Genomic DNA, 25,130 nt, shown 5'->3' on the forward strand with positions numbered 1-25,130 from the left:
GAGGTTGATATGCAATACATCAAAATCCATTCGCTGGATAACGTTGCCGTCGCGCTGGCCGATTTAGCCGAAGGGACGGAAGTGACCTTCGACAACCAGTCGGTGACGTTACGCCAGGCCATTGGACGTGGACATAAGTTTGCCCTGATCCCCATCGCGAAAGGGGAGAACGTGGTGAAGTACGGTTTGCCCATCGGTCATGCGCTGGCGGATATTGCGCCGGGTGAATACATTCATTCCCACAATACCCGCACCAATCTCAGCGATCTGGACGAGTACAGCTATCAACCTGACTTCCAGGCAGAAGAAGGACAGGCGGCCGATCGTGAGGTGCAGATCTACCGCCGCGCCAGCGGCGAGGTGGGGATCCGCAATGAACTGTGGATCCTCCCGACCGTCGGCTGCGTGAACGGGATCGCGCGTCAAATTCAGACGCGTTTCCTGAAAGAGACTAACAATGCTGAAGGCACCGACGGCGTGCATCTGTTCAGCCACACCTACGGTTGTTCCCAGCTGGGCGACGACCACATCAATACCCGCACCATGCTGCAAAATATGGTGCGCCACCCGAACGCGGGGGCGGTGCTGGTGATTGGCCTCGGCTGTGAAAATAATCAGGTTGACGCCTTCCGCGATACGCTGGGCGAGTTCGATCCTGAGCGCGTGCACTTTATGGTGTGTCAGCACCAGGACGACGAAGTGGAAGCGGGCGTTGAACAACTGCACCAGCTGTACGAGGTGATGCGTCACGACAAGCGCGAGCCGGGCAAGCTGAGCGAACTGAAGTTTGGCCTGGAGTGCGGCGGGTCTGACGGGCTTTCTGGCATTACCGCTAACCCGATGCTGGGCCGCTTCTCGGATTATGTGATTGCCAACGGCGGCACCACGGTGCTGACCGAAGTGCCGGAGATGTTCGGCGCAGAGCGCATTCTGATGAGCCACTGTCGCGACGAAGAGACGTTTGAGAAGACCGTCACCATGGTGAACGACTTCAAACAGTACTTCATTGCCCACAATCAGCCGATTTACGAGAACCCGTCGCCGGGGAACAAGGCGGGCGGAATCACCACGCTGGAGGAGAAATCCCTCGGCTGCACCCAGAAAGCGGGGGCCAGCCAGGTGGTGGACGTTCTGCGCTACGGCGAACGCCTGAAAACCCACGGCCTGAACCTGCTGAGCGCACCGGGTAACGATGCGGTCGCCACCAGCGCGCTGGCGGGGGCGGGTTGTCACATGGTGTTGTTCAGCACCGGTCGCGGTACGCCGTACGGCGGTTTTGTGCCGACGGTCAAAATCGCCACCAACAGCGAACTGGCGGCGAAGAAAAAGCACTGGATCGATTTCGACGCAGGCCAGCTGATCCACGGCAAAGCGATGCCACAGCTGCTGACGGAGTTCGTGGATACTATCGTGGAGTTTGCTAACGGCAGGCAGACCTGTAACGAGAAGAACGACTTCCGCGAGCTGGCGATCTTTAAGAGTGGTGTGACGCTTTAAGTCGGGTGCGGGCTGGTGCCCTCACCCCGGCCCTCTCCCACAGGGAGAGGGTGCAACACTAAAAACGGCAACACATGTTGCCGTTTTGCATTTACCTTGTAGGCCCGGTAAGGCGTAGCCGCCACCGGGCTTTTCTTTTTAACTGCGCAGGGCGTTCTTCGCTAACCGCGCGTCTTCCGCCTGACAGGCTGCGGCGGTAAACAGCACGTCGGTAGAGGAGTTCAGCGCAGTTTCGCAGGAATCCTGCAATACGCCGATAATGAAGCCGACCGCGACAACCTGCATGGCAATCTCGTTCGGGATACCGAACATGTTACAGGCCAGCGGGATCAGCAGCAGCGATCCGCCCGCCACGCCGGATGCGCCACAGGCACACAGTGATGCAACGACGCTCAGCAGCAGCGCGGTTGGCAGATCCACCGGAATACCCAGCGTATGCACTGCCGCCAGGGTCAGCACGGTGATGGTGATCGCCGCACCCGCCATGTTCACGGTCGCACCCAGCGGGATCGACACGGAATAGGTATCGCGATCCAGGTTCAGCTTCTCCGCCAGCGCCATGTTGACCGGAATGTTCGCCGCCGAGCTGCGGGTAAAGAAGGCATACACGCCGCTCTCGCGCAGGCAAGTCAGCACCAGCGGATACGGGTTGCGGCGGATCTGCCAGAACACCAGCAGCGGGTTGATCACCAGCGCCACCAGCAGCATACAGCCGACCAGGACGACCAGCAGCTGCGCGTAGCCCCACAGTGCGTCGAAACCGGTAGTGGCCAGCGTCGAAGAAACCAGACCAAAGATACCGACTGGTGCAAAGCGAATCACCAGCTTCACCATGAAAGTCACGGCATTGGACAAATCGTTGACCAGGTTTTTCGTGGTCTCGTTGCCATGACGCAGCGCGAAGCCCAGACCAATCGCCCAGACCAGGATGCCAATGTAGTTTCCGCTCATCAGTGCGGTGATGGGGTTAGAGACCATGCTCATCAGCAGGCCGCGAAGGACTTCCACAATCCCGGACGGCGGGGTGATATCACCGGCCGCGCTGGTCAGGTGCAGCGTAGACGGGAACAGGAAGCTAAACACAACGGCCGTTAAGGCAGCAGAGAAGGTTCCCAGCAGATACAGGAACAGAATAGGGCGAATGTTGGTTTTTTGTCCGTGCTGGTGGTTGGCAATCGACGCCATCACCAGCATCAGCACCAGTACCGGGGCGACGGCCTTCAGGGCGCCCACAAACAGCGTCCCGAGCAGTCCCGTGGCCTCCGCGGCAGGTTTCGACACCATGGCCAGCAGAATACCCAGTACCAACCCGACCAGAATTTGTTTTACAAGACTGCCCTGCGCCAGGCGCGCGAACAGACCGCGTGATTGTGTGCTCATACGTTATTCCTGAGTGAAATTGCGTTCCATCCTGGATGTGCTCTAAGTCACATTTATTTCCGGATGTAAGTAAATGTTTGCCTGGTCGAGTATAGGGAATACGTGAAAGGAGGGAAGCGTAAAATGCTGGATTTTACGTGTTGCGTCATGTTTTTTAACTATTGGTTAACGAAAGCGCCGGGTAGCGCTACGCTTACCCGGCCTGCATTGCATTTCCCCCTCTCCCTGTGGGAGAGGGGTGGGGTGAGGGCATCAGCCCGCACCGAACGTTGCACTAAACCTGCTGCTTCTTATCGTGCTGGCGGTTAACCCAGGTATTGATAATCAGCGTCACCAGCAGAATGCCAAACACCACGCCGAGCGAAATGGCGATCGGGATATGGTAGAAATCGACGATCAGCATCTTGATACCGATAAACACCAGAATCACCGACAGGCCGTACTTCAGCATTGAGAAGCGCTCTGCCGCGCCTGCCAGCAGGAAGTACATCGCACGCAGGCCGAGGATGGCGAACAGATTCGAGGTCAGAACGATGAACGGGTCGGTGGTAACTGCGAAGATAGCCGGGATACTGTCCACCGCGAAAATCACGTCGCTCAGCTCGACCAGAATCAGCACCAGCAGCAGCGGGGTGGCGAACAGCAGGCCGTTCTTACGCACGAAGAAATGCTCGCTCTCGATCTTGTCCGTCATGCGCAGATGACCCCGGAACCACTTCACCAACGGCTTATCACCGATACCGGTATCGTCTTCTTTCGCCAGCGCCATTTTGACCCCGGTGAACAGCAGGAACGCACCAAATACATACAACAGCCATTCGAACTGGGTAATCAGCCAGCTACCGGCGAAGATCATGATGGTACGCAGGACAATAGCGCCCAGAACGCCGTACACCAGCACGCGGCGTTGCAGAGCCGCAGGCACGGCGAAGTAACTGAACAGCATCAGCCAGACGAAGACGTTATCAACCGCCAGTGCTTTTTCAATCAGATAGCCGGTGAGGAAGGCGAGTGCCTGAGGATCGGCCACCGCGCGGCCTTCGGTTGAGGCCAGATACCACCAGAAGGCGGCGCAGAAAAGAAGTGAGAGGGTAACCCATACCAGCGACCAGACGGCGGCTTGCTTGACGCTCATGCCGTGTTCGCCGCGACGACCCTGCAAAAAGAGGTCGATCGCCAGCATGATGAGCACGACAACCGCGAATCCGCCCCACAGCACTGGAGTGCCGACAGAATGCATACTATTTTCCTTACACATAAAAAACAAAAACGGCTATGGTCAGAAGACGATAGCCGTTAGCTTTTTATGCATAGACCTCGCCTTCCGGCAAGGTCTCACTTACAACCTCGAAGGTTGCCCGGCGACCGGATGCGGTTTTGCACGCATCGTAATGACGATCCACCGGCGAAGAAGTTACTCCCCTTTGCAGGTAACAAATTATGTCAGACCATCGGTTTCGTCAATGGTCTGCACGATTTCATTACACAGCTTTACGCGACGGCTTCCACATTCACGCCGTCTGCGGGGAAAATCACGCCAGTCTGTCGGCGGATCTCCGTTTGCAGCTTCGCCGTGGTGCGGCTGATTGCCAGCCCCGGGTGGTTCACTTCGTTGTCTTCTACCAGACGGGCGAAGACCTCTGCCTCATAGAGCATAGTGTTAATATGCTGAGGCTGCGTCAGCTCCTGCGCTTTGCCGCCGCGGGGAACGATGCTTAGCTTCTGGCATTCGGAGATTTTTTCGATCACCAGCGAGCCGTCTTCGCCCTGAATTTCGCTTGGCAGTACGGAGTCACTGACCTTCGAGTGCTGCAACGTCACGCTGAAATCACCGTAGTCCAGCACCACAACGCCATGTGCATCCACGCCGCTCTCCAGCAGGCTGGCGGTGGCCGTTACGCCGTGCGGTTCACCCCACAGGGCGACCGCAGAGGCCAGGCAGTAAAAACCGATATCCATAATCGAGCCATTCGAGAAGGCCGGGTTAAAGGTGTTCGGGTTTTCGCCGTCCAGGTAGCGCTGGTAGCGCGAGGAATACTGGCAGTAGTTGATAAAGGCTTTACGCACTTTGCCAATTTTCGGCAGGGACTGCTGCAACAGCAGGAAGTTCGGCAGGCTGGCGGTTTTGAACGCTTCAAACAGCACCACCTGGTTTTCCCGGGCAAGCGCAATGGCGGCTTCCACTTCCTCAATATTCGAGGCCAGCGGCTTCTCGCAAATCACGTGTTTTTTGTGGCTGAGGAACAGCTTCGTTTGCGGGAAATGCAGAGAATTCGGGCTGGCAATATAGACCGCGTCAATGGCGTCGCTTTGCGCCATCTCATCGAGCGAGGTGAACAGATGTTCAACCAGGTAGTCATTCGCAAAACTCTGCGCCTGCTCAAGGCTGCGGGAATAGACTGCGGTGAGCTTATATTTGCCGGTTTCGTGGGCGGCGTCGACGAACTGGCGCGTGATCCAGTTCGTACCGATGACTGCGAAACGTATCATAAACGTTTACGTACTCCGTAGCAGGGAACTTAAAACCACTGTAGCACGTCATCATGACATTTCGCGTGCGCTACTGCGCATTACTCTTTAACGATAAATGCGTCAGCCACAAACGGGTATCAAACTCCAGCTGGTGGTACTGTGGCTCCATGTGGCAGCACAGGGAATAGAAGGCTTTGTCGTGCTCTTTCTCTTTCAGGTGCGCCAGCTCGTGCACCACGATCATCCGCAGAAAGGCTTCCGGCGCATTGCGAAAGACGGTCGCGACGCGGATCTCCGCTTTAGCCTTCAGCTTGCCGCCCTGCACGCGGGAGATGGCGGTATGCAGGCCGAGCGCGTTTTTCAGCACATGGATCTTATTGTCGTACATCACCTTGTTGATCGGCGGGGCGCTCTTAAGATACTGGTTTTTCAGATCCTGCGTATACTGCCAGAGGGCTTTGTCAGTCGCGAAATCATGCGTGCCCGGGTAGCGTTTTTCCAGCACCGCACCGAGCTTTCCCGCGGCAATCAGGTCACGAACCTGGGAAAGTAAATGCTCCGGATAGCCCTGGAGATAAGTCAGCTGGTTCATCAAAACCCCAAAATAGTGTGAAAACGGGTATACTCACGCACCCTTTTCAGGGATACGCCAAATTTTACCATTCAGGAGGGCCGATGAGCCACTTAGACAACGGTTTCCGTTCACTCAACCTTAAACGTTTCCCGGAAACGGACGACGTGAACCCGCTTCAGGCGTGGGAAGCGGCGGATGAATATCTGCTGCAACAGTTGGATGAGACTGAAATCAGCGGCCCGGTTCTGATCCTGAATGACGCGTTTGGCGCGCTGGCCTGCGCGCTGGCGGAACATGCGCCTTACAGTATCGGCGATTCTTACTTAAGCGAACTGGCGACGCGTGAAAACCTGCGCCATAACGACATCGAAGAGTCCAGCGTGAAGTTCCTCGACAGCACCGCGGACTACCCGCAGGCGCCGGGCGTGGTGCTGATTAAGGTGCCAAAAACCATGGCGCTGCTGGAGCAGCAGCTGCGCGCGCTGCGTAAAGTCGTCACGCCAGAAACCCGCATTATCGCGGGTGCCAAAGCGCGCGATATTCACACCTCGACGCTGGAGCTGTTCGAGAAGGTCCTCGGCCCGACCACCACGACGCTTGCCTGGAAAAAAGCGCGCCTGATCAACTGCACCTTCAGCGCACCGGCGCTGGCCGACGCGCCAGAAACGCTGAGCTGGAAACTGGAAGGTACCGACTGGACCATCCACAACCACGCGAACGTCTTTTCCCGTACCGGTCTGGATATCGGGGCGCGTTTCTTTATGGAACATCTGCCGGAAAATCTTGAGGGTGAGATTGTCGACCTGGGCTGCGGCAATGGCGTGATTGGCCTGACGCTGCTGGCGAAGAACCCGGAGGCCAGCGTGGTGTTCAGCGACGAATCGCCAATGGCGGTGGCCTCCAGCCGTCTGAACGTGGAAACTAACCTGCCTGAAGCGCTGGATCGCTGCGAGTTTATGATCAATAACGCGCTGTCGGGCGTAGAGCCTTTCCGCTTCAACGCGGTATTCTGTAACCCGCCGTTCCACCAGAAGCACGCCCTGACGGATAACGTCGCGTGGGAGATGTTCCACCACGCGCGCCGCTGCCTGAAAATCAACGGCGAGCTGTATATCGTGGCGAACCGCCACCTGGACTACTTCCACAAGCTGAAGAAGATTTTCGGCAACTGCGTCACCATTGCCACCAATAACAAATTCGTGGTGCTGAAAGCGGTGAAGCTGGGGCGTCGTCGCTAAATAACCAGTGCAAGCTGGGTGCCCTGCGCAATCGCCCGCCGCGCATCCAGCTCCATCGCCACGTCGCACCCGCCGATCAAATGCACCGTTTTACCCGCTTCGCGCAGCGGATCGGCCAGATCGCGCTTTGGCTCCTGTCCGGCGCACAAAATCACATGATCCACGCGCAGCAGCTGCGGTTCACCACCGATCAGCACATGCAGCCCGTCGTCGTCGATCTTCTGGTAGCTCACCGCCGGGATCATCTTCACCCCGCGCGAGAGGAGGGTGGCGCGGTGGATCCAGCCAGTAGTTTTGCCCAGCCCTTCACCCGGCTTGCTGGCCTTACGCTGGAGCATCACGATCTGGCGCGGGCTTTTTGGCAGCTGCGGCCCTTCCGGCCGTAATCCGCCGGACTGGCTCAGGCTGGTATCAATGCCCCATTCTACGCAAAACTCGGCGATGTTCTGGCTGGTGGCCTCGCCCGGCTGGCTTAAATACATCGCGGTATCAAAACCGATCCCGCCGCAGCCGATAATCGCCACCTTCTCGCCAACCGGTGCTTTGTCGCGTAGCACGTCCAGATAGCTCAATACCTTCGGATGATCGATACCCTCGATCGCAGGGGTGCGCGGGGCGATCCCACTCGCGAGGATCACCTCGTCGAAACCGATCAGATCCGCCGCGCTGACAAACTGGTTAAGCCGCAGATCGACACCCGTCACCTCGATCATCCGGCGGTAATAGCGCAGCGTTTCGTAGAACTCCTCTTTGCCGGGGATCTGTCTGGCGATAGTAAATTGCCCGCCGATCTCCGCCAGCGCATCAAACAGCGTCACGCTGTGCCCGCGCGAGGCGGCATTGACCGCAAACGCCAGCCCAGCGGGGCCAGCGCCCACCACGGCCAGGCGTTTTTTATTGACCGTCGTAACCACCGGCATTTTGGTTTCATGGCAGGCGCGGGGGTTAACGAGGCAGGAGGTGACTTTGCCAGCGAAGATTTGATCCAGACAGGCCTGGTTACAGCCGATGCAGGTGTTGATCTCATCCGCACGGCCGCTTTGCGCTTTGGAGAGCAGTTCGGCATCCGCGAGGAACGGACGCGCCATCGAGACCATATCGGCGTCGCCGCGGGAGATCACATCGTCCGCCACCTGCGGGTCGTTAATGCGGTTAGTGGTCACCAGCGGAACGGAGACTTTGCCTTTCAGCTTGCGCGTTACCCAGCTGAACGCCGCACGCGGCACCGGCGTGGCGATGGTGGGGATGCGCGCTTCGTGCCAGCCAATCCCGGTGTTGATAATGGTGGCACCGGCGTCTTCAATTGCCTGCGCCAGCTGCACGGTTTCGTCGAAGGTGCCGCCGCCTTCCACCAGGTCGAGCATCGACAGGCGGAAGATGATAATAAAATCCGCACCCGCACGTTCACGCACCGCGCGCACCACCTCCACGGCAAAACGCATGCGGCGGGCATAGTCGCCACCCCATTCGTCGTCGCGCTGGTTGGTGCGTGCGGCGAGAAATTCGTTAATCAGATAGCCTTCAGAGCCCATCACCTCCACGCCGTCGTAGCCTGCTTCCCTTGCCAGCGCGGCGCAGCGGGCAAAATCGTCGATCAGCGCCAGGATCTCGTCGTGGCTAAGGGCGTGAGGAGTAAAGCGGTTAATCGGCGCCTGAATAGCCGAGGGGGCAACCAGGTTCGGTTGATAGCTGTAGCGCCCGGTATGCAGAATTTGCAGGGCGATTTTGCCGCCCTCGCGGTGGACCGCGTCGGTCACAATGCGGTGGTGCGACAGTTGTGACGCATCATTCAACACCGCGCCGCCCTCCATCGTCACCCCGGAAGGGGCAGGGGCTACGCCGCCGGTGACAATCAGCGCCACCCCGTGGCGCGCGCGTTCGGCATAGAAGGCTGCCAGACGTTCAGCCCCGTCCGGACGCTCCTCCAGCCCGGTGTGCATTGAGCCCATCAGCACGCGGTTTTTGAGGGTGGTGAACCCCAGATCGAGAGGGGCGAATAACGACGGGTAGCGGCTCATAGTCTCTTCCAGTGTAAAATTATTGTTATGTGGTCGGATGAGTTACTAATTTAGCCAGCGGGGAGTAAAAGGGAAAAGGGGAATGCGGTGAATGTGATGGGATTCAAATATTGGTGTGGCCTGATGCCCTCACCCTAACCCTCTCCCTAAGGGAGAGGGGACTTAATCTCCCTCTCCCTTAGGGAGAGGGCCGGGGTGAGGGGGATGCCCGCACCAGCCCCGGTGCCTGCCACATCGACGTGGTCAGCCCGCTGTCCACCAGCCCGAGCTGGTCGGCGTACACCGCCTGCCATTTCTGCATCATGCCGTCGTACAGTTCCCGGTGCTGCGGGTTTGGCGTGAACTCGCGGCTCCACTTCACCAGCCGCTCGCCCGTCGAAGCCATATCCGCAAACAGCCCCGCGCCAGCTCCTGCGGCAAGGGCACAGCCGAGCGCCGTTGCCTCTTTAACTTCCGGCACGCGCACCGGCAGGCCGGTAACGTCGCTTAAAATCTGACTCCACAGGGCGCCTTTGGCCCCGCCGCCTGCAAACACCAGACTCTCAAACGTCACGCCGGAGAAGCGCGAAATCTGCGCCAGGTTGCAGGCCGAGACGATCGCCGCGTTCTCCTCCAGGGCGCGGAACAGCGTCGCTTTGTTGCACTTTTCCGGGTCGATGGAGAGGTTAATAAACGACGGCGCGGCGTGGTACCACTGCTTAAAATGCATCGCGTCGGAGAAGATTGGCATTACGCCGTGGGAGCCCGCCGGGACGCGGCTCGCCATCTCTTCCAGCAGGGAATAGGTGTCCATCCCCATCCGCTCGGCAATCAGCTTCTCTTCGGCGCAGAAGGCGTCACGGAACCAGCGCATGGTCAGCCCGGTAAAGAAGCTGATCGACTCCGCCTGTGCCATGCCGGGGATGACGTGCGGGTTTACGCGGATGTTCATCTCAGGATCGGTGCGCACCTGCGGCAGGTTAACCACCTGCTGCCAGAAGGTGCCGCCCAGCACCGCCGTTTGTCCGGCGCGGACCACGCCCAGCCCCAGACAGCCCAGCTGCACGTCGCCGCCGCCCATCACCACCGGCGTGCCTTCACGCAGGCCGCACTGCTGCGCGGCCTGTCTGGTAATCGCGCCCAGCACGGTGCCGGTCTCTTTCACCGGGGAAAGGATATCGGCGCGCAGCCCGGCCATGTCGAGCAGCGCCGGACGCCAGTCGCGGGAGAAGAGATCCAGCATACCGGTGGTGCCCGCATTGGACGGGTCGACCGCCAGCTCGCCGGAGAGCTTCGCCGCCAGCCAGTCGCTGATCATGGTGATAGTCGCGGCCTTGCGGTAAATATCCGGACGGTGGTGCGCCAGCCACAGCAGGCGCGGCATGGCGCTCAGCGCCAGCGTCTGGCCGGAGACCTCATACACTTCGGATTCAAAACGGTAATCGTGGATCTCTTTGAGTTCAGCCACCTCGCGGCTGGCGCGGGCGTCGACGTTGGCGCAGGCCCAGATAGCCTCGCCGTTGCGGTCGTACAGCACAATCCCTTCGCGCATCGAACAGCAGGCGACGGACTGAATATCCGCCGCGCTAAGCCGTGCGCGCTCCAGCGCCTGCTGAATACACTGACAGGCCAGCCGCCAGTTGGTGTCGAGGTCGAACTCCATCGAGCCCGGCACGTTCTCCACGCTCAGGTGCTTCCACTCGGCCTGGCCAACGGCAATCTGGTTGCCCTGTAAATCGAAAATCACGGCGCGAACGCTGCCTGTCCCTGCATCTAACGCTAAAAGGTAACTCATGAGCTTGCCTCGCTGTTAGCGCAGGGCTGCTCTTATCCGGCCAGAGCCAGCACCGCGCGGGCTGTCGTCTCTTCCGTCACCAGGCCATTAATACGGCGACCTTTCAGTGCGGCATAAATCGCATCGGCTTTCTCTTCCCCTCCGGCCACGCCGACAATGGTGGGCAGCTGCGCCAGTTCATCGAGCGTGACGCCCAGTAATTCTTTGTGGATCTCCAGCTCCTCGACGCATTCACCTTCGGCATTGAGGAAATAGCCGAGGATATCGCCCACCGCGCCTTTACGGGCGTACATCAGCTGTTCACCTTCGCTGATATAGCCGGAGCGCAGGATGGTGGCGTCACGGCGCTGGTTCACGGAACCAATGCCGACCACCGCCACGTCAGCGGCGGTCGCGGCGAGGATCACGTCCCGCACGCTGGTTTCGCGCTTTAAGATCCCGGCCACTTCCGCAGATGAGACGCGAAGCGGGGCGGGGATCATGCTGACGCTACAGGCCGCATCCAGCTGGCCGATACCGGTCATATACGGCCCCACGCCGCCGGAAAGCGTCACCAGGCGGATCTGTTGCGAGCTGATAAAGCCGCTTAAGTGTTGCAGGCTGCTCATGGTGGTTTCACCGAACCCCACCGCCAGCAGCTGGCCGGGCTCCAGCACGCCCATCAGCGACTGCGCCGCGCCAATGCCCAGCCGCACGTTCATCGGCGGGGTATTCAGGGCAGGCATCACGCGCACCAGCTTCAGGCCAAAGCGCTGCTGTAGCTCGGTTTCCAGCGCCAGGCAGCCCTCGTAGCGGGAGTTGATCTGCACGCGGATCACCCCGGACTGACGGCCCTTCTCCAGCAGGCGGGAGATCTTCAGGCGCGGCAGCCCGAGCCGTTCGCCGATGTCGTTCTGGGTCAGCCCGTCGTGGTAGTAGCACCAGGCCACGCGCGCCACCAGCTCCTCTTCCGCCAGTGCCAGCCCGGCAAACCGTCCTTCTTCCGCAGTGCGTTTATCGCTCATAATTGAACTCTTATAAAAATTTAGATCATATGTTCGTGATGGCGCGACGTGAAAATGTGAGCCACGCGACAAAACAGATTATTTCGATCGATTCCGGTTTATCTAAATCTCAATCGATAAAATTGTGATCCCTGCACGGTTGTAAATATAGTTCACCGTCTACGCTTTTGAACATTATTAAATCTAAAAATCATTTGTTCAATAGCGGAGCGATGATGACACCACTTCTCGACGCGCGTGATATCAGCAAGCAGTTTTCAGGCGTACCGGTCTTAAAAGGCATTGATTTCACGCTGCTTGCGGGGCAGGTGCACGCGCTGATGGGCGGTAACGGCGCGGGAAAATCGACGCTAATGAAGATCATCGCCGGGGTGGAAACGCCGGATAGCGGTGAACTTTCGGTTGCGGGCGAGTCTTTTGCACGGTTTACCCCGGCGCAGGCGCACCGGTTAGGCATTTATCTGGTACCGCAGGAGCCTCTGCTTTTCCCCAACCTGACCGTGCGGGAAAACATCCTGTTCCGCCTGCCGCGAGAGCGCGATCGGGAAAAGCGGCTGGCGGAGAAACTCCAGCAGCTGCAATGTCAGCTTAATCTCGACGCAACGGCCAGCACCCTGGAAGTGGCGGACCAGCAGATGGTGGAGATCCTGCGCGGGCTGATGCGCAACGCCAGAATTCTGATCCTCGATGAACCCACGGCCTCGCTGACGCCCGGTGAAACCGAACGGCTGTTTCGCCAGATCCGCGCCTTGCAGGATCTTGGCGTCGGGATTGTTTTTATCTCGCATAAGCTGCCGGAGATTCGGCAGCTGGCGAGTCACGTCTCGGTGATGCGCGACGGCGCCGTGGTGCTTAGCGGCGAAACCGCGCAGTTTGACGATAACGCCCTGATCGCCGCCATGACGCCGGTAAGCCGGGAGACCTCCCTGAGCGATACGCAAAAGCTGTGGCTGGCGCTGCCGGGCAACCGCCGCACCCAGGCGCAGGATTTTCCCGTGCTGCGGGTGGAAGATCTCACCGGAGAGGGCTTTATCGATCTCAGCCTGGAGATTTACGCCGGGGAGATCGTCGGCCTGGCCGGGCTGGTAGGCTCCGGGCGCACCGAGTTTGCCGAAACGCTCTACGGCCTGCGTCCGGTTCGCGGGGGGCGCGTCTGGCTGGAGAACCAGGAGATCACCGCCGATCCGGTCAGTTCACGCCTGCAAAAAGGGCTGGTCTATCTGCCGGAAGACAGGCAGGTGTCCGGCCTGTTTCTCGACGCGCCGATCCGCTGGAACACCGTGGCGCTGAACGAGCCGTCGCTCTGGCAGCAGCGAAAGCGGGAGTCTGCGGTAGTGGAACGCTATCACCGGGCGCTGGGGATCAAGCTCAACCATGCGGATCAAACCGTGCGCACGCTCTCCGGTGGTAATCAGCAGAAGGTGCTGCTGGCGCGCTGTCTGGAGGCCAACCCGCTGCTGCTGATCGTCGATGAACCGACGCGCGGCGTGGACGTGTCGGCGCGCGCCGATATCTACCAGCTCATTAAAAGCGTGGCGGCGCAGAACGTGGCGGTGCTGGTGATCTCAAGCGATCTCGATGAGTTTCCCGGCCTCGCGGATCGGGTGCTGGTAATGCATCAGGGCGTGCTCAGCGGCGAGCTGCCGCGCCACGCCGTCAGCCTCGACCGGATGATGGCGCTGGCGTTTGGAGGGCAATCATGAAGATCTTACTGAAAAACCGCGAGCTGAGCGCGTTTCTCGCCATTCTGGCGCTGTTCGCCGTGCTGGTGGCGCTGAACCCGTCGTACCTGAGCTTACAGACGCTGGGGATGATCTTCGCCAGCTCGCAGATCCTGATCCTGCTGGCTATCGGCGCGGCGCTGGTGATGCTGACCCGCAATATTGACGTCTCCGTCGGCTCCACGGTCGGGTTGTCCGCCATTGCCGTCGGCGTGGCGCTTAACAGCGGCTACAGCCTGCCCGTTTCCATTCTCTTCGCGCTGTCGATCGGCGCGCTGGCCGGGGCGTTCAACGGTTTTCTGGTGGTGGGCCTGCGCATTCCGGCGATTGTCGCCACCCTCGGCACGCTGGGGCTTTATCGCGGGGCGATGCTGCTCTGGACCGGCGGGAAGTGGATAGAAGGGCTGCCGCCGGGGCTGAAATCCCTCTCTGAGCCTGCCGCCGTCGGCATTTCGCCGCTCGGCATGCTGGTGTTGATTATCGCGGCCACCGGCGCGTGGACGCTGTCGCGCACCGCCTTTGGGCGGGATTTTTACGCCGTGGGGGATAACCTCACCGCCGCGCGCCAGCTGGGCGTGGCGGTGAACCGCACCCGCATGATCGCCTTTACCCTGAACGGCCTGCTGGCGGCCTGCGCCGGGATTGTGTTTGCCGCGCAGATAGGCTTTGTGCCCAACCAGACCGGCAGCGGGCTGGAGATGAAAGCCATCGCTGCCTGCGTGCTGGGGGGCATCTCGCTGCTGGGCGGCACCGGCACGCTGGTCGGTGCGTTCCTCGGCGCGTTCTTCCTCACCCAAATCGATACCGTGCTGGTGCTGTTCAGGCTCCCGGCGTGGTGGAACGACTTTATCGCCGGGCTGGTGCTGCTGGGCGTGCTGGTGCTCGACGGGCGTCTGCGTCAGGCACTGGCGCGGCATCAGCGGGCGCTGAAATACAGCCGTTTCCAGCCCGGTAACAAAGGGGGAAAGCACGTTACCCCGTTTCCCAAACGCAAAAAAGAGGTGGCGTAAATGAGGCTTAACTGGGAAAGCGCGCTGCTGATTTTACTGGTGCTGGAGATCCTGCTCTTCGGCGCCATCAACCCGCGCATGCTTGATATCAACATGCTGCTGTTCAGCACCAGCGATTTCATCTGTATTGGCATCGTGGCGCTGCCGCTTACGCTGGTGATCATCAGCGGCGGGATCGACATCTCCCTCGGCTCGACCATCGGCCTGTGCGCGATTGCGCTGGGGGTGATGATGCAGGCCGGGTGGCCGATGGCGGTCGCCGTTCCGCTGACGCTGCTGCTGGGTCTGCTGTGCGGGCTGGTGAATGCGGCGCTGATCCACTACACCGGCATCAGCCCGTTGGTCATTACCCTCGGCACGCTCTACCTCTACGGCGGCGGCGCGCTGCTGCTCTCCGGCATGGCGGGGGCGACGGGCTACGAGGGCATCGGCGGCTTCCCGGACAGCTTTACCGCCTTCGCTAACCTCACGGTGCTGGGGCTGCCGATCCCGCTGGTGCTGTTCGCGGTGAATACCGCCTTCTTCTGGCTGATTACCCACCGTGGGCGCTTTGGTCGGCACCTGTTTTTGATTGGGCAGAACCCGCGCGCGGCGCGCTATGCGGCGCTGCCGGTGAACGGCATGCCCTACGCGCTGTACGGCCTGGTGGGCGTGGCCTCGGCGATTGCCGCGCTGGTGATGGTCTCCTATTTCGGCTCTGCGCGTTCGGATCTGGGGCGCGATTTGCTGATGCCCGCGCTCACCGCCGCCGTGCTCGGCGGAGCCAATATCTACGGCGGGTCAGGTTCTGTTGTCGGTACGGCGCTGGCGGCGCTGCTGGTGGGGTATCTGCAACAGGGTTTACAGATGGTCGGCATCCCCAACCAGGTGTCGAGCGCGCTGTCGGGGGCGCTGCTGGTTGTGGTGGTGATGGGGCGTTCGCTGAGTCTGCACCGCGAATGGGTGCGATCTCTCTTCAGAAAACTATCCGGAGCGTAAGATGAAAACAAAACTGCTCGTCCTGGCAATGGCCCTCAGCTTCGCTTCGGCGCAGGCGGCGGACCGCATTGCCTTTATCCCGAAACTGGTAGGCGTGGGATTCTTCACCAGCGGCGGCAACGGTGCGAAAGAGGCGGGGAAAGATCTTGGCGTGGACGTGACCTACGACGGCCCGACCGAGCCGAGCGTCTCCGGTCAGGTGCAGCTCATCAATAACTTCGTCAACCAGGGCTATAACGCCATCATCGTCTCTGCCGTGTCACCGGACGGTCTCTGCCCGGCGCTGAAGCGCGCGATGCAGCGCGGCGTCAAGGTCCTGACCTGGGATTCCGACACCAAACCGGAGTGCCGCAGCATCTACATCAATCAGGGGACGCCGGAACAGCTGGGCGGCCTGCTGGTGGAGATGGCGGGCAAGCAGGTCACCAAACCGAACGCGAAAGTGGCGTTCTTCTACTCCAGCCCGACCGTCACCGACCAGAACCAGTGGGTGAAAGAGGCGAAGGCCAAAATCGAGAAAGATCATCCTCAGTGGCAGGTCGTCACCACCCAGTTTGGCTATAACGACGCCACCAAATCGTTGCAAACCGCCGAAGGGATCTTAAAGGCTTATCCGGATCTGGATGCGATCATCGCCCCGGACGCCAACGCCCTGCCGGCGGCGGCACAGGCGGCAGAAAACCTGAAGCGGGAAGGGGTGGCGATTGTCGGCTTCAGCACGCCGAATGTGATGCGCCCGTACGTTGAGCGCGGCACGGTGAAGGCCTTCGGCCTGTGGGACGTGGTGCAACAGGGCAAAATTGCGGTCAATGTCGCCGATCGTTTGCTGAAAAAAGGCGATCTTAACGTCGGCGACAGCGTAGACGTGAAAAATATCGGGACGCTGAAGGTCGAGCCGAACAGCGTGCAGGGCTACCAGTATGAGGCGAAGGGCAACGGCATCGTGCTGCTGCCGGAGCGCGTGGTGTTCACCAAAGAGAACATCAGCAAATACGATTTCTGACGGGGGAGCAAATGGCTGATTTAGACGACATCAAAGACGGCAAGGATTTTGGCATCGGTACGCCGCAGCAGAATGTGCCGTACACCCTGAAGGGCTGCGGCTCGCTGGACTGGGGTATGCAGTCGAGGCTTTCGCGCATTTTCAACCCGCAGAGCAACCGCACGGTGATGCTGGCCTTTGACCACGGTTACTTTCAGGGACCGACCACCGGCCTTGAGCGTATCGATCTCTCCATCGCGCCGCTGTTTGGCGAAACCGACGTGCTGATGTGTACCCGCGGCATCCTCAGGAGCCAGGTACCTGCCGCGACGAACAAACCGGTGGTGCTGCGCGCCTCCGGCGGTAACTCGATTCTGGGCGAGCTGTCTAACGAGTGCGTGGCGGTGGCGATGGAAGACGCGCTGCGCCTGAACGTCTGCGCGGTGGCGGCGCAGGTGTACATCGGAAGCGAGTTTGAGCATCAGTCGATCAACAACATCATCAAGCTGGTGGATGCGGGGGCGCGTTACGGCATGCCGACGCTGGCGGTGACGGGCGTGGGGAAAGAGATGGCGCGTGACGCTCGGTATTTTTCGCTGGCAAGCCGCATCGCCGCCGAAATGGGGGCGCAGTTCGTCAAAACCTATTACGTGGATGAGGGTTTTGAAAAAGTGACCGCCAGCTGCCCGGTGCCGATCGTTATCGCAGGGGGCAAAAAGCTGCCGGAGCACGAGGCGCTGGAGATGTGCTGGCGCGCGATAGACCAGGGCGCGTCCGGCGTGGACATGGGGCGCAACATCTTCCAGTCCAGCGCGCCGCTCGCCATGCTGAAGGCGGTGAAGAAAGTGGTTCATGAGAACATGAGCGCCCGGGAGGCGTTCCAGTTCTGGCAGGAAGAGAAACAGGGAGAAGCAAAATGAACGTGACGCTGGTGGAGATCAACATTAAGCCCGAGCGGGTGGACGAGTTTCTGGAGGTATTTCGCGCCAACCACGAGGGGGCGATCAAGGAGCCGGGCAACCTGCGCTTCGACGTATTGCAGGACCCGCGGGTGAAAACCCGGTTCTTTATCTACGAAGCCTATAAAGACGAAGAGGCGGTGCTGGCACATAAGCAAACCCCGCACTATCTCGCGTGCGTGGATAAGCTGGAGGAGCTGATGTCGGAGCCGCGCAAAAAACGCAGCTTTGTCGGATTGTTGCCGGAGTAGCGGTTTTGCCTGGTGGCGCTGCGCTTACCGGGCCTACGGGTACGGGGGGTGTTGATTTTGTAGGCCGGGTAAGCGAAGCGCCACCCGGCGTTGTTCACGCCAGCTCCAGCAACTGAATACGCGCCGTCGCGCCCGGCATCAGCTTTTGCAGATTGCTCACCAGCTCATCGCCAGCTTCCTGTAATGCCGCCAGCGGCATCGACGGCAGGCTTTCGAGAATAAACCACATGGACTGCGCCTGGCTGTCCAGACGCGTGCGTATCCCCTGTCGCCAGTTCCAGCGGCGGCAGGTGATGCCAAGATCGTCACGCCAGATAACTTCGCCTGGCTCCGGATTTTCGACTACCGGCTCACCCTCTTTGACGGTATCAAACGGCTCGCTGCCGTCGGCCAGCGTCAGGCGCGGCGCTCCCGAGTAAGCCGCCAGATTTTCTCCCCCTACCGGAATCGCGTAGCGGATACTGATGGCATTATAGATATCCACCACCGGGTCGAGCGGCGGCAGCGAACCGTCTCTCATCACGCGCTTGCGCAGGGCCGAGGCCGAGCAGGGCGTACGTTTGGGTTTTGCACCAAAGGCTTTAAACACCTCATCCCAGGCGGCGAGATGATTTTCTGCCCAGGGCACATCATCATTGAGCATCTGCTGGCAGGCCTGCGCCAGCGCAGCGGGCGCAACCTCCGGTTGGGTAATCGGGGCAGCTTCAACCAGAATGCTCAGCGCCCGAAAGCCGGGCGCGATCCCGACAAGTCGCGAATCTATTGACGGTGTTACAAGAGACATAAATAATCCTGTATTGACTGTTTTATACCATGGTAGTGACCAATGACTGATAAAGTCAATATAATGACCGATGCGGGTGCCGATGTTGCCCAGGTAAGCCTGGCCGTCGCGAACCGTATCCGCAGCTGGCGGAAAGAGAAAAAACTGTCGCTGGACGAGCTTTCTCGCCGCGCCAGCGTCAGCAAAGGCATGCTGGTAGAGATCGAAAAAGGGGCTGCCAACCCCAGCATTGCCATTCTGTGTAAACTGGCCGCCGCGCTTGGCGTCTCGGTGGCAGATATCGTTAACGTCTCCAGCGAGCCGCAGATACACATTATTCAGGAAGAGGCGATCCCGGTTCTGTGGCAGGGCGCACAGGGCGGTTACGCCAGATTGCTGGCAGGCACCGCAGGCCCGGATATGATTGAGCTGTGGCAGTGGGAGATGCATCCGGGAGAAACGTTCACCTCTCCGGGACATCCGGCGGGAACGTTTGAGCTGCTGCACGTGAACGAAGGCATGTTAACCCTGACGGTGGACGAGACGGTAACGCAGGTAGCTGCCGGGGCGTCGGCGGTGGCGAAAACGGAAGCGGCGCACGGCTATGCCAATGAAAGCGATACCGTGCTTCGCTTCACCATGACGGTGGCAGAGTTTCACCGATAAAAAGCAGCCCGGTGGCGCTACGTTTACCGGGCTTGCATATGCAGTATGTTGTAGGCCGGGAAAGCGTAGCGCCACCCGGCTTTTTTTACGCCTCTTCCACACTCACCCGCAGCGCCGCCAGCGCCTTACGCGCCGCCTTCAGCACCTGCTCACACTGCTCAATGGTGAGCGTCAACGGTGGTTCAATGCGGATGGTTTTGGAGTTGTTAAGCGTTCCCGCCACCAGTACCCGCTGGCGGAACATCTCGCTTGCGAAGCTATAACCGGTTTCGTTATCAACGAACTCAATCGCCATCAGCATCCCTTTCCCGCGCGCATCCTGTACCAGATCCGGGTATTCCCGGCCCAGCTGGCGGAAGCCGTCCAGCAGCATGTCGCCTTTCTGCTCCGCCTGCGCAGGCAGGTTTTGCTCCAGCAGCACGTTGATGGTCGCCAGCGCGGCCGCGCAGGCCAGCGGGTTACCGCCAAAGGTGGTGGTATGCAGGAATGGATTGTCGAACAGCACCGAGAACACCTCTTCAGTGGCGACCGTTGCGCCAATCGGCATCACGCCGCCGCCGAGCGCTTTTGCCAGGCACAGAATATCCGGCTGAACGTTCTCATGCTCACAGGCGAACATCTTGCCGGTGCGCCCCATCCCGGTCTGCACTTCGTCGAGGATCAGCAGCGCGCCAAACTCATCGCACAGCTGACGCACGGCGGGCAGATAGCCCTGCGGCGGGAGGATGACGCCGCCTTCACCCTGAATCGGCTCCAGGATCACCGCCGCCACGTCGTCGCCGGTTTTACGGCATTCGCCGAGCATGGTGCGCATGGCGTTGATGTCGCCGAACGGTACGTGGCGGAAGCCCGGCAGCAGCGGCATAAACGGTTTACGGAAAGTGGATTTAGCGGTCGCCGACAGCGCGCCCAGGGATTTCCCGTGGAACGCGCCGCTGGTGGCGATAAAGGTAAATTTCCCGCGTGGCGACTGGTACGCTTTGGCGAGTTTAATCGCCGCTTCGACCGATTCGGTGCCGCTGTTGCTGAAGAAGCTGTATTTCAGTTTGCCGGGCGTTAAGGCTGCCAGCGTTTTCGCGAGCATGGCGCGAAGCGGATCGAGCAGTTCCTGGCTATGGAGAGGTTGTTTCGCAAGTTGATTCTGTACGGCGGAAACCACAACTGGATTACGGTGCCCCACGTTGAAAATACCAAAACCACCCAGGCAATCGATAAACTCCTGTCCCTGGGTGTCGACAAGCGTATTCAGACTGCCCGCTTGCCACTCTACGGCTCCGTAATCCCCGCCGGCGGTAACAGATTTGCGATACTCCAGAAAACCAGGATTCACATGCTCTTTAAAGTAATCAATGACCTCACGGTTAAGTTGTTTCATCTCCTCATGATCAAGCGTTCGCTTTTCAATGAGATTCAGTGCGTGCGCGGTACAGGCAAGAGCCGAGGCGCTGGAAGGTAACCTGTTCAAAATATGCTCCCGGGGATCGCGTATCACATGATACTGAGTTAATTATTGCAGGGATTACGCCACCTCAGATGCCTTAACAAAAATCGGGATAAACGCCAGGTGAAATCAAATTTGCACAATATTTAATCATGCCATTGCGCGCCGCACGGGATAAGGGATAACGAGCCGGGGATGGGGTGTCGTCAATTGCACTACCCCAGGGCAGGAAATGCGCCTTAAGTGTGCGCCGGGGGATCATGCTTTGTAGGTAGTTTCGTCTCGAAAGTATTTTAAATCAATTAATTAGAAAAACGCACGAAAAGTGCGGTTTAACCGAGATTTGCGATCTCAATCATATTTAACAACTAAAGATAAATTTTTTATCGCCGAAAAAACATAAGCCACAAAATTAACATTCAAATAACCTGCAAGGGATGCTCACTATGTCCTCTCCTGACTATGTCACCCAGAATGAATATCCGCTGGACGATGACACCACGCTTATGTCGACCACCGACCTCCACAGCTACATGACCCACACTAACGACACCTTTGTGCAAGTGAGCGGCTTTACGCTCCAGGAGCTGCTCGGGCAACCGCACAACATTGTGCGCCATCCGGATATGCCGAAAGCGGCTTTTGCCGACATGTGGTACACGCTGCAAAAGGGCGAACCCTGGAGCGGGATTGTCAAAAACCGACGTAAAAATGGCGATCACTATTGGGTACGCGCCAATGCGGTACCGATGGTGCGTAACGGCCAGATGACGGGCTATATGTCCATTCGTACCCGCGCCACCGAGGACGAGGTCGCCGCAGTGGAGCCGCTTTATAAGGCGCTCAACGAAGGACGTAGCAAAAAACGCATTCATAAAGGGCTGGTGGTGCGCAAAGGCTGGCTCGGCAAATTACCGGCGATGCCGCTGCGCTGGCGCGTGCGCAGCGTAATGGCGGTACTTTTTGCGGTGATGGCCGCAACGCTGGTTGCCAGTGCTGCGGGCTGGGCTTCGCTGGTGGCGGCAGCCGTAGTGATGCTGCTTGGCACCCTGGTGTTTGAACAACAGATTGTCCGCCCGGTGGAAAACGTCGCACGGCAGGCGCTCAGGGTCGCTACCGGAGAGCGTAGCAGCGTGCAGCATCTTAGCCGCAGCGATGAACTGGGGCTAACGCTGCGGGCCGTCGGACAGCTGGGGCTGATGTGCCGCTGGCTGATCAACGACGTCTCCAGCCAGGTGGTGAGCGTGCGCGACGGCAGCGACAGGCTGGCGCAGGGTAATGAAGATCTCAACGATCGCACGCGCCAGACCGTGGCTAACGTGCAGCAGACCGTGGCAACAATGAACCAGATGGCGGCGTCGGTGCAGAGTAACTCTGAGACCGCAGCCGAAGTCGACAAGCTGTCGATGGCCGCCAGCAGCGCGGCCACGCAGGGGGGCACCGTGATGCAGACCGTGGTGAAAACCATGGATGACATAGCCGACAGTACCCAGCGCATTGGCTCTATTACCTCGCTTATCAATGACATTGCCTTCCAGACCAATATTCTGGCGCTGAACGCCGCGGTTGAGGCGGCACGCGCGGGCGAGCAGGGGAAAGGCTTTGCGGTGGTGGCGGGCGAAGTGCGTCATCTTGCCAGCCGCAGCGCGAATGCAGCTAACGATATTCGTAAGCTGATCGACGCCAGCGCCAGCAAAGTGCAGTCGGGCGCCGATCAGGTCCACGCCGCGGGACGTACCATGGATGATATTGTCGAGCAGGTGAAAAACGTCACGCAGCTTATCGCGCAGATCAGCCACGCCACCTCCGAGCAGGCGACAGGCCTGACAGAGCTGACCCGTGCCGTGGCAGAACTGGACAGCATTACGCAGAAAAATGCTGACCTGGTCGAAGAGAGCGCGCAGATTTCCGCGATGGTTAAGCACCGGGCCGGACGTCTTGAAGATGCGGTTACCGTGCTGCATTAAGAAATGCATGCTTCGATAAAGCCGTTTATTCCTCCGGGGTAAACGGCTTTTTTGTTTTTCAGAATAAGTTATGTTGTTAATGAAATATTAAGTAACTAAAAAAAAGCACCCGATTTTTAATTGCTACGCCCCGGATTTATTGAAAGTGAGAAATAAAAAAACGATCAAAGTCATAAAGTTAGAGATTTTTCTGTCGATAACAGCGATCGTCTGAGAAATAATCACATCGATGGGGTAAATATGTTCATACATGACGTAAAGATCGGCACGAAATTATTTCTGGCGTTTGGATTATTTATTGTCCTGATGGTCGTCAGCGCAAGCTTGTCTCTGATGAGCCTGAATCGGGCAAACAATGGAATGCAAACCATCCTTACCAGCGATTATCCAACGACGGTAAAAGCGAACCAGTTAATCGACAACTTCCAGGAATTTATCAGCACACAGCAGCTCATGCTGCTGGACGAACAGGGGACGTACACGGCGCAATCAGAGCAGCGTCTGAAGGCGATCAGCGAGCGCATCGCCGCAATCCTGAGCGAGCTGGACAACGCTCTCAAGGATAAAAAATCCCAACAGGTGCTGGCCGATATCCACGGCGTGCGCCAGCAATATCTTGACTCGCGCTACCGCATTTTGCAGGCCGTGCAGAATAACGACCGTGCGGGCGCGATAAACGAAATGATGACCAACACCCTGAACCTGCAACAGTCCTATAAAGCGAAAGTGCAGGCGTTGATTGCGATCCAGGACCATGAAATGCAGAGTGCGGGCGAGCAGGTGGAAGGTGATTTCCGCACCAATCGTCTCCTGCTGATCCTGATTACGCTTTTCAGCGTCGCGGCAGCCAGCCTGACTGGCTGGTTCATTGTGCGATCCATTACCCGCCCGCTGAACGACGCGGTGAATTTTGCGGAGGCCATTGCCGATGGCGATCTCACCGGCAGCATTACCTCGCACGGTAAAGATGAAACCGGACTGCTACTCACCGCACTGATGGAGATGAAAACGCGCCTGCTGGAGATTGTGCAGCAGGTGCAAACCGGATCGGAAAACATCTCCAGCGCCGCCGCGCAGATTGTCGCGGGCAACCAGGATCTGGCTGCCCGCACGGAAGAGCAGGCCAGTTCCGTTGAACAGACGGCTGCGTCGATGGAGCAGATTACCGCCACGGTGAAGAATACCGCGTCCCACACCGGAGAAGCGACGAACCTGTCTGCCGATGCGGCTGCTGTGGTCAAAAACAACGGCGAGATGATGAAGCAGGTCACCAGCAAGATGCGCCTGATCAACGAAACATCGAACAGGATGTCCGACATTATCGACCTGATCGACGCCATTGCCTTCCAGACTAATATTCTGGCGCTGAACGCGGCGGTCGAAGCGGCGCGCGCGGGTGAGCATGGTCGTGGCTTTGCGGTGGTGGCGGGCGAGGTACGTCAGCTCGCGCAGAAAAGTGCAACATCCGCAAGTGAGATCCGCCAGCTGATTGAAAGCTCCACAAGCCAGACGCAGGACGGCATGAACCTTGTGGAGAAGGCCAGCGGGCTTATCAACGGCATGGTCGGCAACGTGGAAGAGATGGACGTCATCCTGCGTGAGATTCGCCAGGCCAGCCACGAACAGACGGAAGGCATCTCGCAGATCAACAGCGCGATTGGCCTGATAGACGCCACCACCCAACAGAACTCCGCGCTGGTGGAGGAGTCCGTTGCGGCGGCGGCATCCCTTAACGAACAGGCCATGCACCTGAAGGAGCTGGTCCGCGTGTTCCGCGTGAGCGACGGCGTGCTGGCTTAATCCAGCTGGGAGATCTCCAGTGCCGCGCGGTCAATCACGCCGATAATCTGTTTTAACTGCGCGTCGCTGAGCTCTCCCTGATTAACCTTCAGATCCAGAACCGCTTTGAAGTTATCCAGCGCCCGCTTCATCTGCGGGTTTTTGCGCAGCTGGAAACCGACGGAGCGCGCCTTGATACGCGTCTGGATCTGCTCCAGCTGTTCCCGGTTATCTTCCAGCCACTGTTCTCCGGCGGCGTTAATCGCAATCCGCTTACGGCCGTTCTCTTCTTCGGTAATGATGATAAGCGACTGATCCTGCAAGTAATCCAGAGTCGGATAGATCACGCCAGGGCTTGGCGTGTAATGTCCCTGCGTCAGGTTCTCGATCTCTTTGATCAGCTCATAACCATGGCTCGCGTTGCGGGTCAGGATATCCAGGATCACCAGCCGCAGATCGCCATGACCAAAAAATCGTGGCCGGCGTCCGCCGCCGTCGTGTTCGTGTCGCATGTTTCTTCCTCAATTTGATATATCTAAACTATATCTAAGATATATTCAGATGCAATCTAAAAAATCTTGATTTCTGAGTTAATAGCAATCATTATCATTAAAAATTCATTCCGATATATCGTATTCACCTGAGAAGGGCATCAA

At 58.9% G+C, this 25,130-nt stretch carries 21 protein-coding genes; 11 read left to right on the plus strand and 10 right to left on the minus strand.

Annotated features, from left to right (window positions below; translation table 11 throughout):
* Positions 1–9: 9 nt before the first annotated feature.
* Positions 10–1,497, plus strand: coding sequence for a UxaA family hydrolase (locus ACOTX4_RS00840; RefSeq protein WP_045332923.1), 1,488 nt, complete (start codon positions 10–12; stop codon positions 1,495–1,497).
* 138 nt (positions 1,498–1,635) lie between these two features.
* Here ACOTX4_RS00840 and sstT read toward each other — a convergent pair whose 3' ends face one another.
* The 4 genes from sstT to ACOTX4_RS00860 all read right to left on the minus strand — a co-directional run bounded on the left by sstT (position 1,636) and on the right by ACOTX4_RS00860 (position 5,941).
* The gene (gene sstT / locus ACOTX4_RS00845; protein ID WP_003862628.1) at positions 1,636–2,877 is read right to left on the minus strand and encodes a serine/threonine transporter SstT; all 1,242 of its coding nucleotides are present in this window, start codon (positions 2,875–2,877) and stop codon (positions 1,636–1,638) included.
* Between the two features lie 274 nt (positions 2,878–3,151).
* A complete protein-coding gene (locus tag ACOTX4_RS00850) occupies positions 3,152–4,117 on the minus strand; it encodes a TerC family protein (RefSeq protein WP_045332922.1) in 966 nt (321 codons plus the stop codon).
* Between the two features lie 251 nt (positions 4,118–4,368).
* Positions 4,369–5,367 (minus strand): Gfo/Idh/MocA family protein, encoded by a 999-nt coding sequence (locus tag ACOTX4_RS00855; RefSeq protein WP_003862623.1) that lies wholly within the window; start codon positions 5,365–5,367, stop codon positions 4,369–4,371.
* 70 nt (positions 5,368–5,437) lie between these two features.
* Positions 5,438–5,941, minus strand: coding sequence for a YgjP-like metallopeptidase domain-containing protein (locus ACOTX4_RS00860; protein ID WP_003862622.1), 504 nt, complete (start codon positions 5,939–5,941; stop codon positions 5,438–5,440).
* 83 nt (positions 5,942–6,024) lie between these two features.
* Between ACOTX4_RS00860 and rlmG the strand changes: the two genes are divergently transcribed.
* Positions 6,025–7,161 (plus strand): 23S rRNA (guanine(1835)-N(2))-methyltransferase RlmG, encoded by a 1,137-nt coding sequence (gene rlmG / locus ACOTX4_RS00865; protein ID WP_045332921.1) that lies wholly within the window; start codon positions 6,025–6,027, stop codon positions 7,159–7,161.
* Here rlmG and ACOTX4_RS00870 read toward each other — a convergent pair.
* The 3 genes from ACOTX4_RS00870 to lsrR form a co-directional block, all read right to left on the minus strand.
* On the minus strand, positions 7,158–9,179 hold the full coding sequence (locus tag ACOTX4_RS00870; RefSeq protein WP_045332920.1) for an NADPH-dependent 2,4-dienoyl-CoA reductase: 2,022 nt from the start codon (positions 9,177–9,179) through the stop codon (positions 7,158–7,160). The genes rlmG and ACOTX4_RS00870 overlap by 4 nt on opposite strands.
* 178 nt (positions 9,180–9,357) lie before the next feature.
* Positions 9,358–10,953 (minus strand): autoinducer-2 kinase, encoded by a 1,596-nt coding sequence (gene lsrK / locus ACOTX4_RS00875; RefSeq protein WP_045332918.1) that lies wholly within the window; start codon positions 10,951–10,953, stop codon positions 9,358–9,360.
* Positions 10,954–10,985: 32 nt separating this feature from the next.
* On the minus strand, positions 10,986–11,957 hold the full coding sequence (gene lsrR, locus ACOTX4_RS00880; protein ID WP_023295481.1) for a transcriptional regulator LsrR: 972 nt from the start codon (positions 11,955–11,957) through the stop codon (positions 10,986–10,988).
* A gap of 215 nt (positions 11,958–12,172) precedes the next feature.
* Between lsrR and lsrA the strand changes: the two genes are divergently transcribed.
* Genes lsrA through lsrG form a run of 6 tightly spaced genes read left to right on the plus strand, consistent with a single transcriptional unit; the run spans position 12,173 to position 17,858 of the window.
* Positions 12,173–13,660, plus strand: coding sequence for an autoinducer 2 ABC transporter ATP-binding protein LsrA (gene lsrA, locus ACOTX4_RS00885; protein WP_045332917.1), 1,488 nt, complete (start codon positions 12,173–12,175; stop codon positions 13,658–13,660).
* A complete protein-coding gene (gene lsrC, locus ACOTX4_RS00890; protein ID WP_023314884.1) occupies positions 13,657–14,688 on the plus strand; it encodes an autoinducer 2 ABC transporter permease LsrC in 1,032 nt (343 codons plus the stop codon). Before lsrA ends, lsrC begins: the two co-directional genes overlap by 4 nt.
* Positions 14,689–15,666: an autoinducer 2 ABC transporter permease LsrD gene (gene lsrD, locus ACOTX4_RS00895; RefSeq protein ID WP_063937866.1), complete on the plus strand. Its 978-nt coding sequence runs from the start codon at positions 14,689–14,691 to the stop codon at positions 15,664–15,666.
* A gap of 1 nt (position 15,667) precedes the next feature.
* A complete protein-coding gene (lsrB, locus tag ACOTX4_RS00900) occupies positions 15,668–16,669 on the plus strand; it encodes an autoinducer 2 ABC transporter substrate-binding protein LsrB (protein WP_003862610.1) in 1,002 nt (333 codons plus the stop codon).
* Positions 16,670–16,680: 11 nt separating this feature from the next.
* The gene (gene lsrF, locus ACOTX4_RS00905) at positions 16,681–17,568 is read left to right on the plus strand and encodes a 3-hydroxy-5-phosphonooxypentane-2,4-dione thiolase (protein WP_032660401.1); all 888 of its coding nucleotides are present in this window, start codon (positions 16,681–16,683) and stop codon (positions 17,566–17,568) included.
* On the plus strand, positions 17,565–17,858 hold the full coding sequence (gene lsrG, locus ACOTX4_RS00910; protein ID WP_003862606.1) for a (4S)-4-hydroxy-5-phosphonooxypentane-2,3-dione isomerase: 294 nt from the start codon (positions 17,565–17,567) through the stop codon (positions 17,856–17,858). Before lsrF ends, lsrG begins: the two co-directional genes overlap by 4 nt.
* 94 nt (positions 17,859–17,952) lie before the next feature.
* Here lsrG and ACOTX4_RS00915 read toward each other — a convergent pair whose 3' ends face one another.
* A complete protein-coding gene (locus ACOTX4_RS00915; RefSeq protein ID WP_003862604.1) occupies positions 17,953–18,642 on the minus strand; it encodes a B3/4 domain-containing protein in 690 nt (229 codons plus the stop codon).
* A 42-nt stretch (positions 18,643–18,684) separates the two neighbouring features.
* Between ACOTX4_RS00915 and ACOTX4_RS00920 the strand changes: the two genes are divergently transcribed.
* The gene (locus ACOTX4_RS00920; RefSeq protein WP_023314879.1) at positions 18,685–19,287 is read left to right on the plus strand and encodes a helix-turn-helix domain-containing protein; all 603 of its coding nucleotides are present in this window, start codon (positions 18,685–18,687) and stop codon (positions 19,285–19,287) included.
* Between the two features lie 85 nt (positions 19,288–19,372).
* Here the strand turns inward: ACOTX4_RS00920 and ygjG are convergent, their stop codons facing one another.
* Positions 19,373–20,752, minus strand: a complete 1,380-nt coding sequence (gene ygjG, locus ACOTX4_RS00925) for a putrescine aminotransferase (protein ID WP_022651884.1) — start codon at positions 20,750–20,752, stop codon at positions 19,373–19,375.
* A 422-nt stretch (positions 20,753–21,174) separates the two neighbouring features.
* On the opposite strand from ygjG, the gene ACOTX4_RS00930 reads away from it, so the two are divergent.
* Entirely contained in the window at positions 21,175–22,695 is a 1,521-nt protein-coding gene (locus ACOTX4_RS00930; protein WP_045332915.1) for a methyl-accepting chemotaxis protein, read from the plus strand.
* 240 nt (positions 22,696–22,935) lie between these two features.
* Positions 22,936–24,495 (plus strand): methyl-accepting chemotaxis protein, encoded by a 1,560-nt coding sequence (locus tag ACOTX4_RS00935; protein ID WP_022651882.1) that lies wholly within the window; start codon positions 22,936–22,938, stop codon positions 24,493–24,495.
* Here ACOTX4_RS00935 and ACOTX4_RS00940 read toward each other — a convergent pair.
* Positions 24,492–24,986 (minus strand): PadR family transcriptional regulator, encoded by a 495-nt coding sequence (locus ACOTX4_RS00940; RefSeq protein ID WP_022651881.1) that lies wholly within the window; start codon positions 24,984–24,986, stop codon positions 24,492–24,494. The genes ACOTX4_RS00935 and ACOTX4_RS00940 overlap by 4 nt on opposite strands.
* Between the last annotated feature and the right edge of the window lie 144 nt (positions 24,987–25,130).

The sequence above is a fragment of the Enterobacter cloacae complex sp. IR5459 genome, from assembly GCF_049238005.1.
Taxonomy (GTDB): domain Bacteria; phylum Pseudomonadota; class Gammaproteobacteria; order Enterobacterales; family Enterobacteriaceae; genus Enterobacter; species Enterobacter hormaechei_C.

Coding starts and splice junctions, on each gene's coding strand:
- ACOTX4_RS00840 (WP_045332923.1), top strand. CDS start 10: ATGCAATACATCAAAATCCATTCGCTGGATAACGTTGCCGTCGCGCTG.
- lsrR (WP_023295481.1), bottom strand. CDS start 11,957: ATGAGCGATAAACGCACTGCGGAAGAAGGACGGTTTGCCGGGCTGGCA.
- lsrC (WP_023314884.1), top strand. CDS start 13,657: ATGAAGATCTTACTGAAAAACCGCGAGCTGAGCGCGTTTCTCGCCATT.
- ACOTX4_RS00940 (WP_022651881.1), bottom strand. CDS start 24,986: ATGCGACACGAACACGACGGCGGCGGACGCCGGCCACGATTTTTTGGT.
- lsrK (WP_045332918.1), bottom strand. CDS start 10,953: ATGAGTTACCTTTTAGCGTTAGATGCAGGGACAGGCAGCGTTCGCGCC.
- lsrA (WP_045332917.1), top strand. CDS start 12,173: ATGACACCACTTCTCGACGCGCGTGATATCAGCAAGCAGTTTTCAGGC.
- ACOTX4_RS00930 (WP_045332915.1), top strand. CDS start 21,175: ATGTCCTCTCCTGACTATGTCACCCAGAATGAATATCCGCTGGACGAT.
- lsrG (WP_003862606.1), top strand. CDS start 17,565: ATGAACGTGACGCTGGTGGAGATCAACATTAAGCCCGAGCGGGTGGAC.
- ACOTX4_RS00915 (WP_003862604.1), bottom strand. CDS start 18,642: ATGTCTCTTGTAACACCGTCAATAGATTCGCGACTTGTCGGGATCGCG.
- lsrF (WP_032660401.1), top strand. CDS start 16,681: ATGGCTGATTTAGACGACATCAAAGACGGCAAGGATTTTGGCATCGGT.
- rlmG (WP_045332921.1), top strand. CDS start 6,025: ATGAGCCACTTAGACAACGGTTTCCGTTCACTCAACCTTAAACGTTTC.
- ACOTX4_RS00860 (WP_003862622.1), bottom strand. CDS start 5,941: ATGAACCAGCTGACTTATCTCCAGGGCTATCCGGAGCATTTACTTTCC.
- lsrB (WP_003862610.1), top strand. CDS start 15,668: ATGAAAACAAAACTGCTCGTCCTGGCAATGGCCCTCAGCTTCGCTTCG.
- ACOTX4_RS00870 (WP_045332920.1), bottom strand. CDS start 9,179: ATGAGCCGCTACCCGTCGTTATTCGCCCCTCTCGATCTGGGGTTCACC.
- ACOTX4_RS00935 (WP_022651882.1), top strand. CDS start 22,936: ATGTTCATACATGACGTAAAGATCGGCACGAAATTATTTCTGGCGTTT.
- ACOTX4_RS00855 (WP_003862623.1), bottom strand. CDS start 5,367: ATGATACGTTTCGCAGTCATCGGTACGAACTGGATCACGCGCCAGTTC.
- ACOTX4_RS00850 (WP_045332922.1), bottom strand. CDS start 4,117: ATGCATTCTGTCGGCACTCCAGTGCTGTGGGGCGGATTCGCGGTTGTC.
- ACOTX4_RS00920 (WP_023314879.1), top strand. CDS start 18,685: ATGACTGATAAAGTCAATATAATGACCGATGCGGGTGCCGATGTTGCC.
- sstT (WP_003862628.1), bottom strand. CDS start 2,877: ATGAGCACACAATCACGCGGTCTGTTCGCGCGCCTGGCGCAGGGCAGT.
- lsrD (WP_063937866.1), top strand. CDS start 14,689: ATGAGGCTTAACTGGGAAAGCGCGCTGCTGATTTTACTGGTGCTGGAG.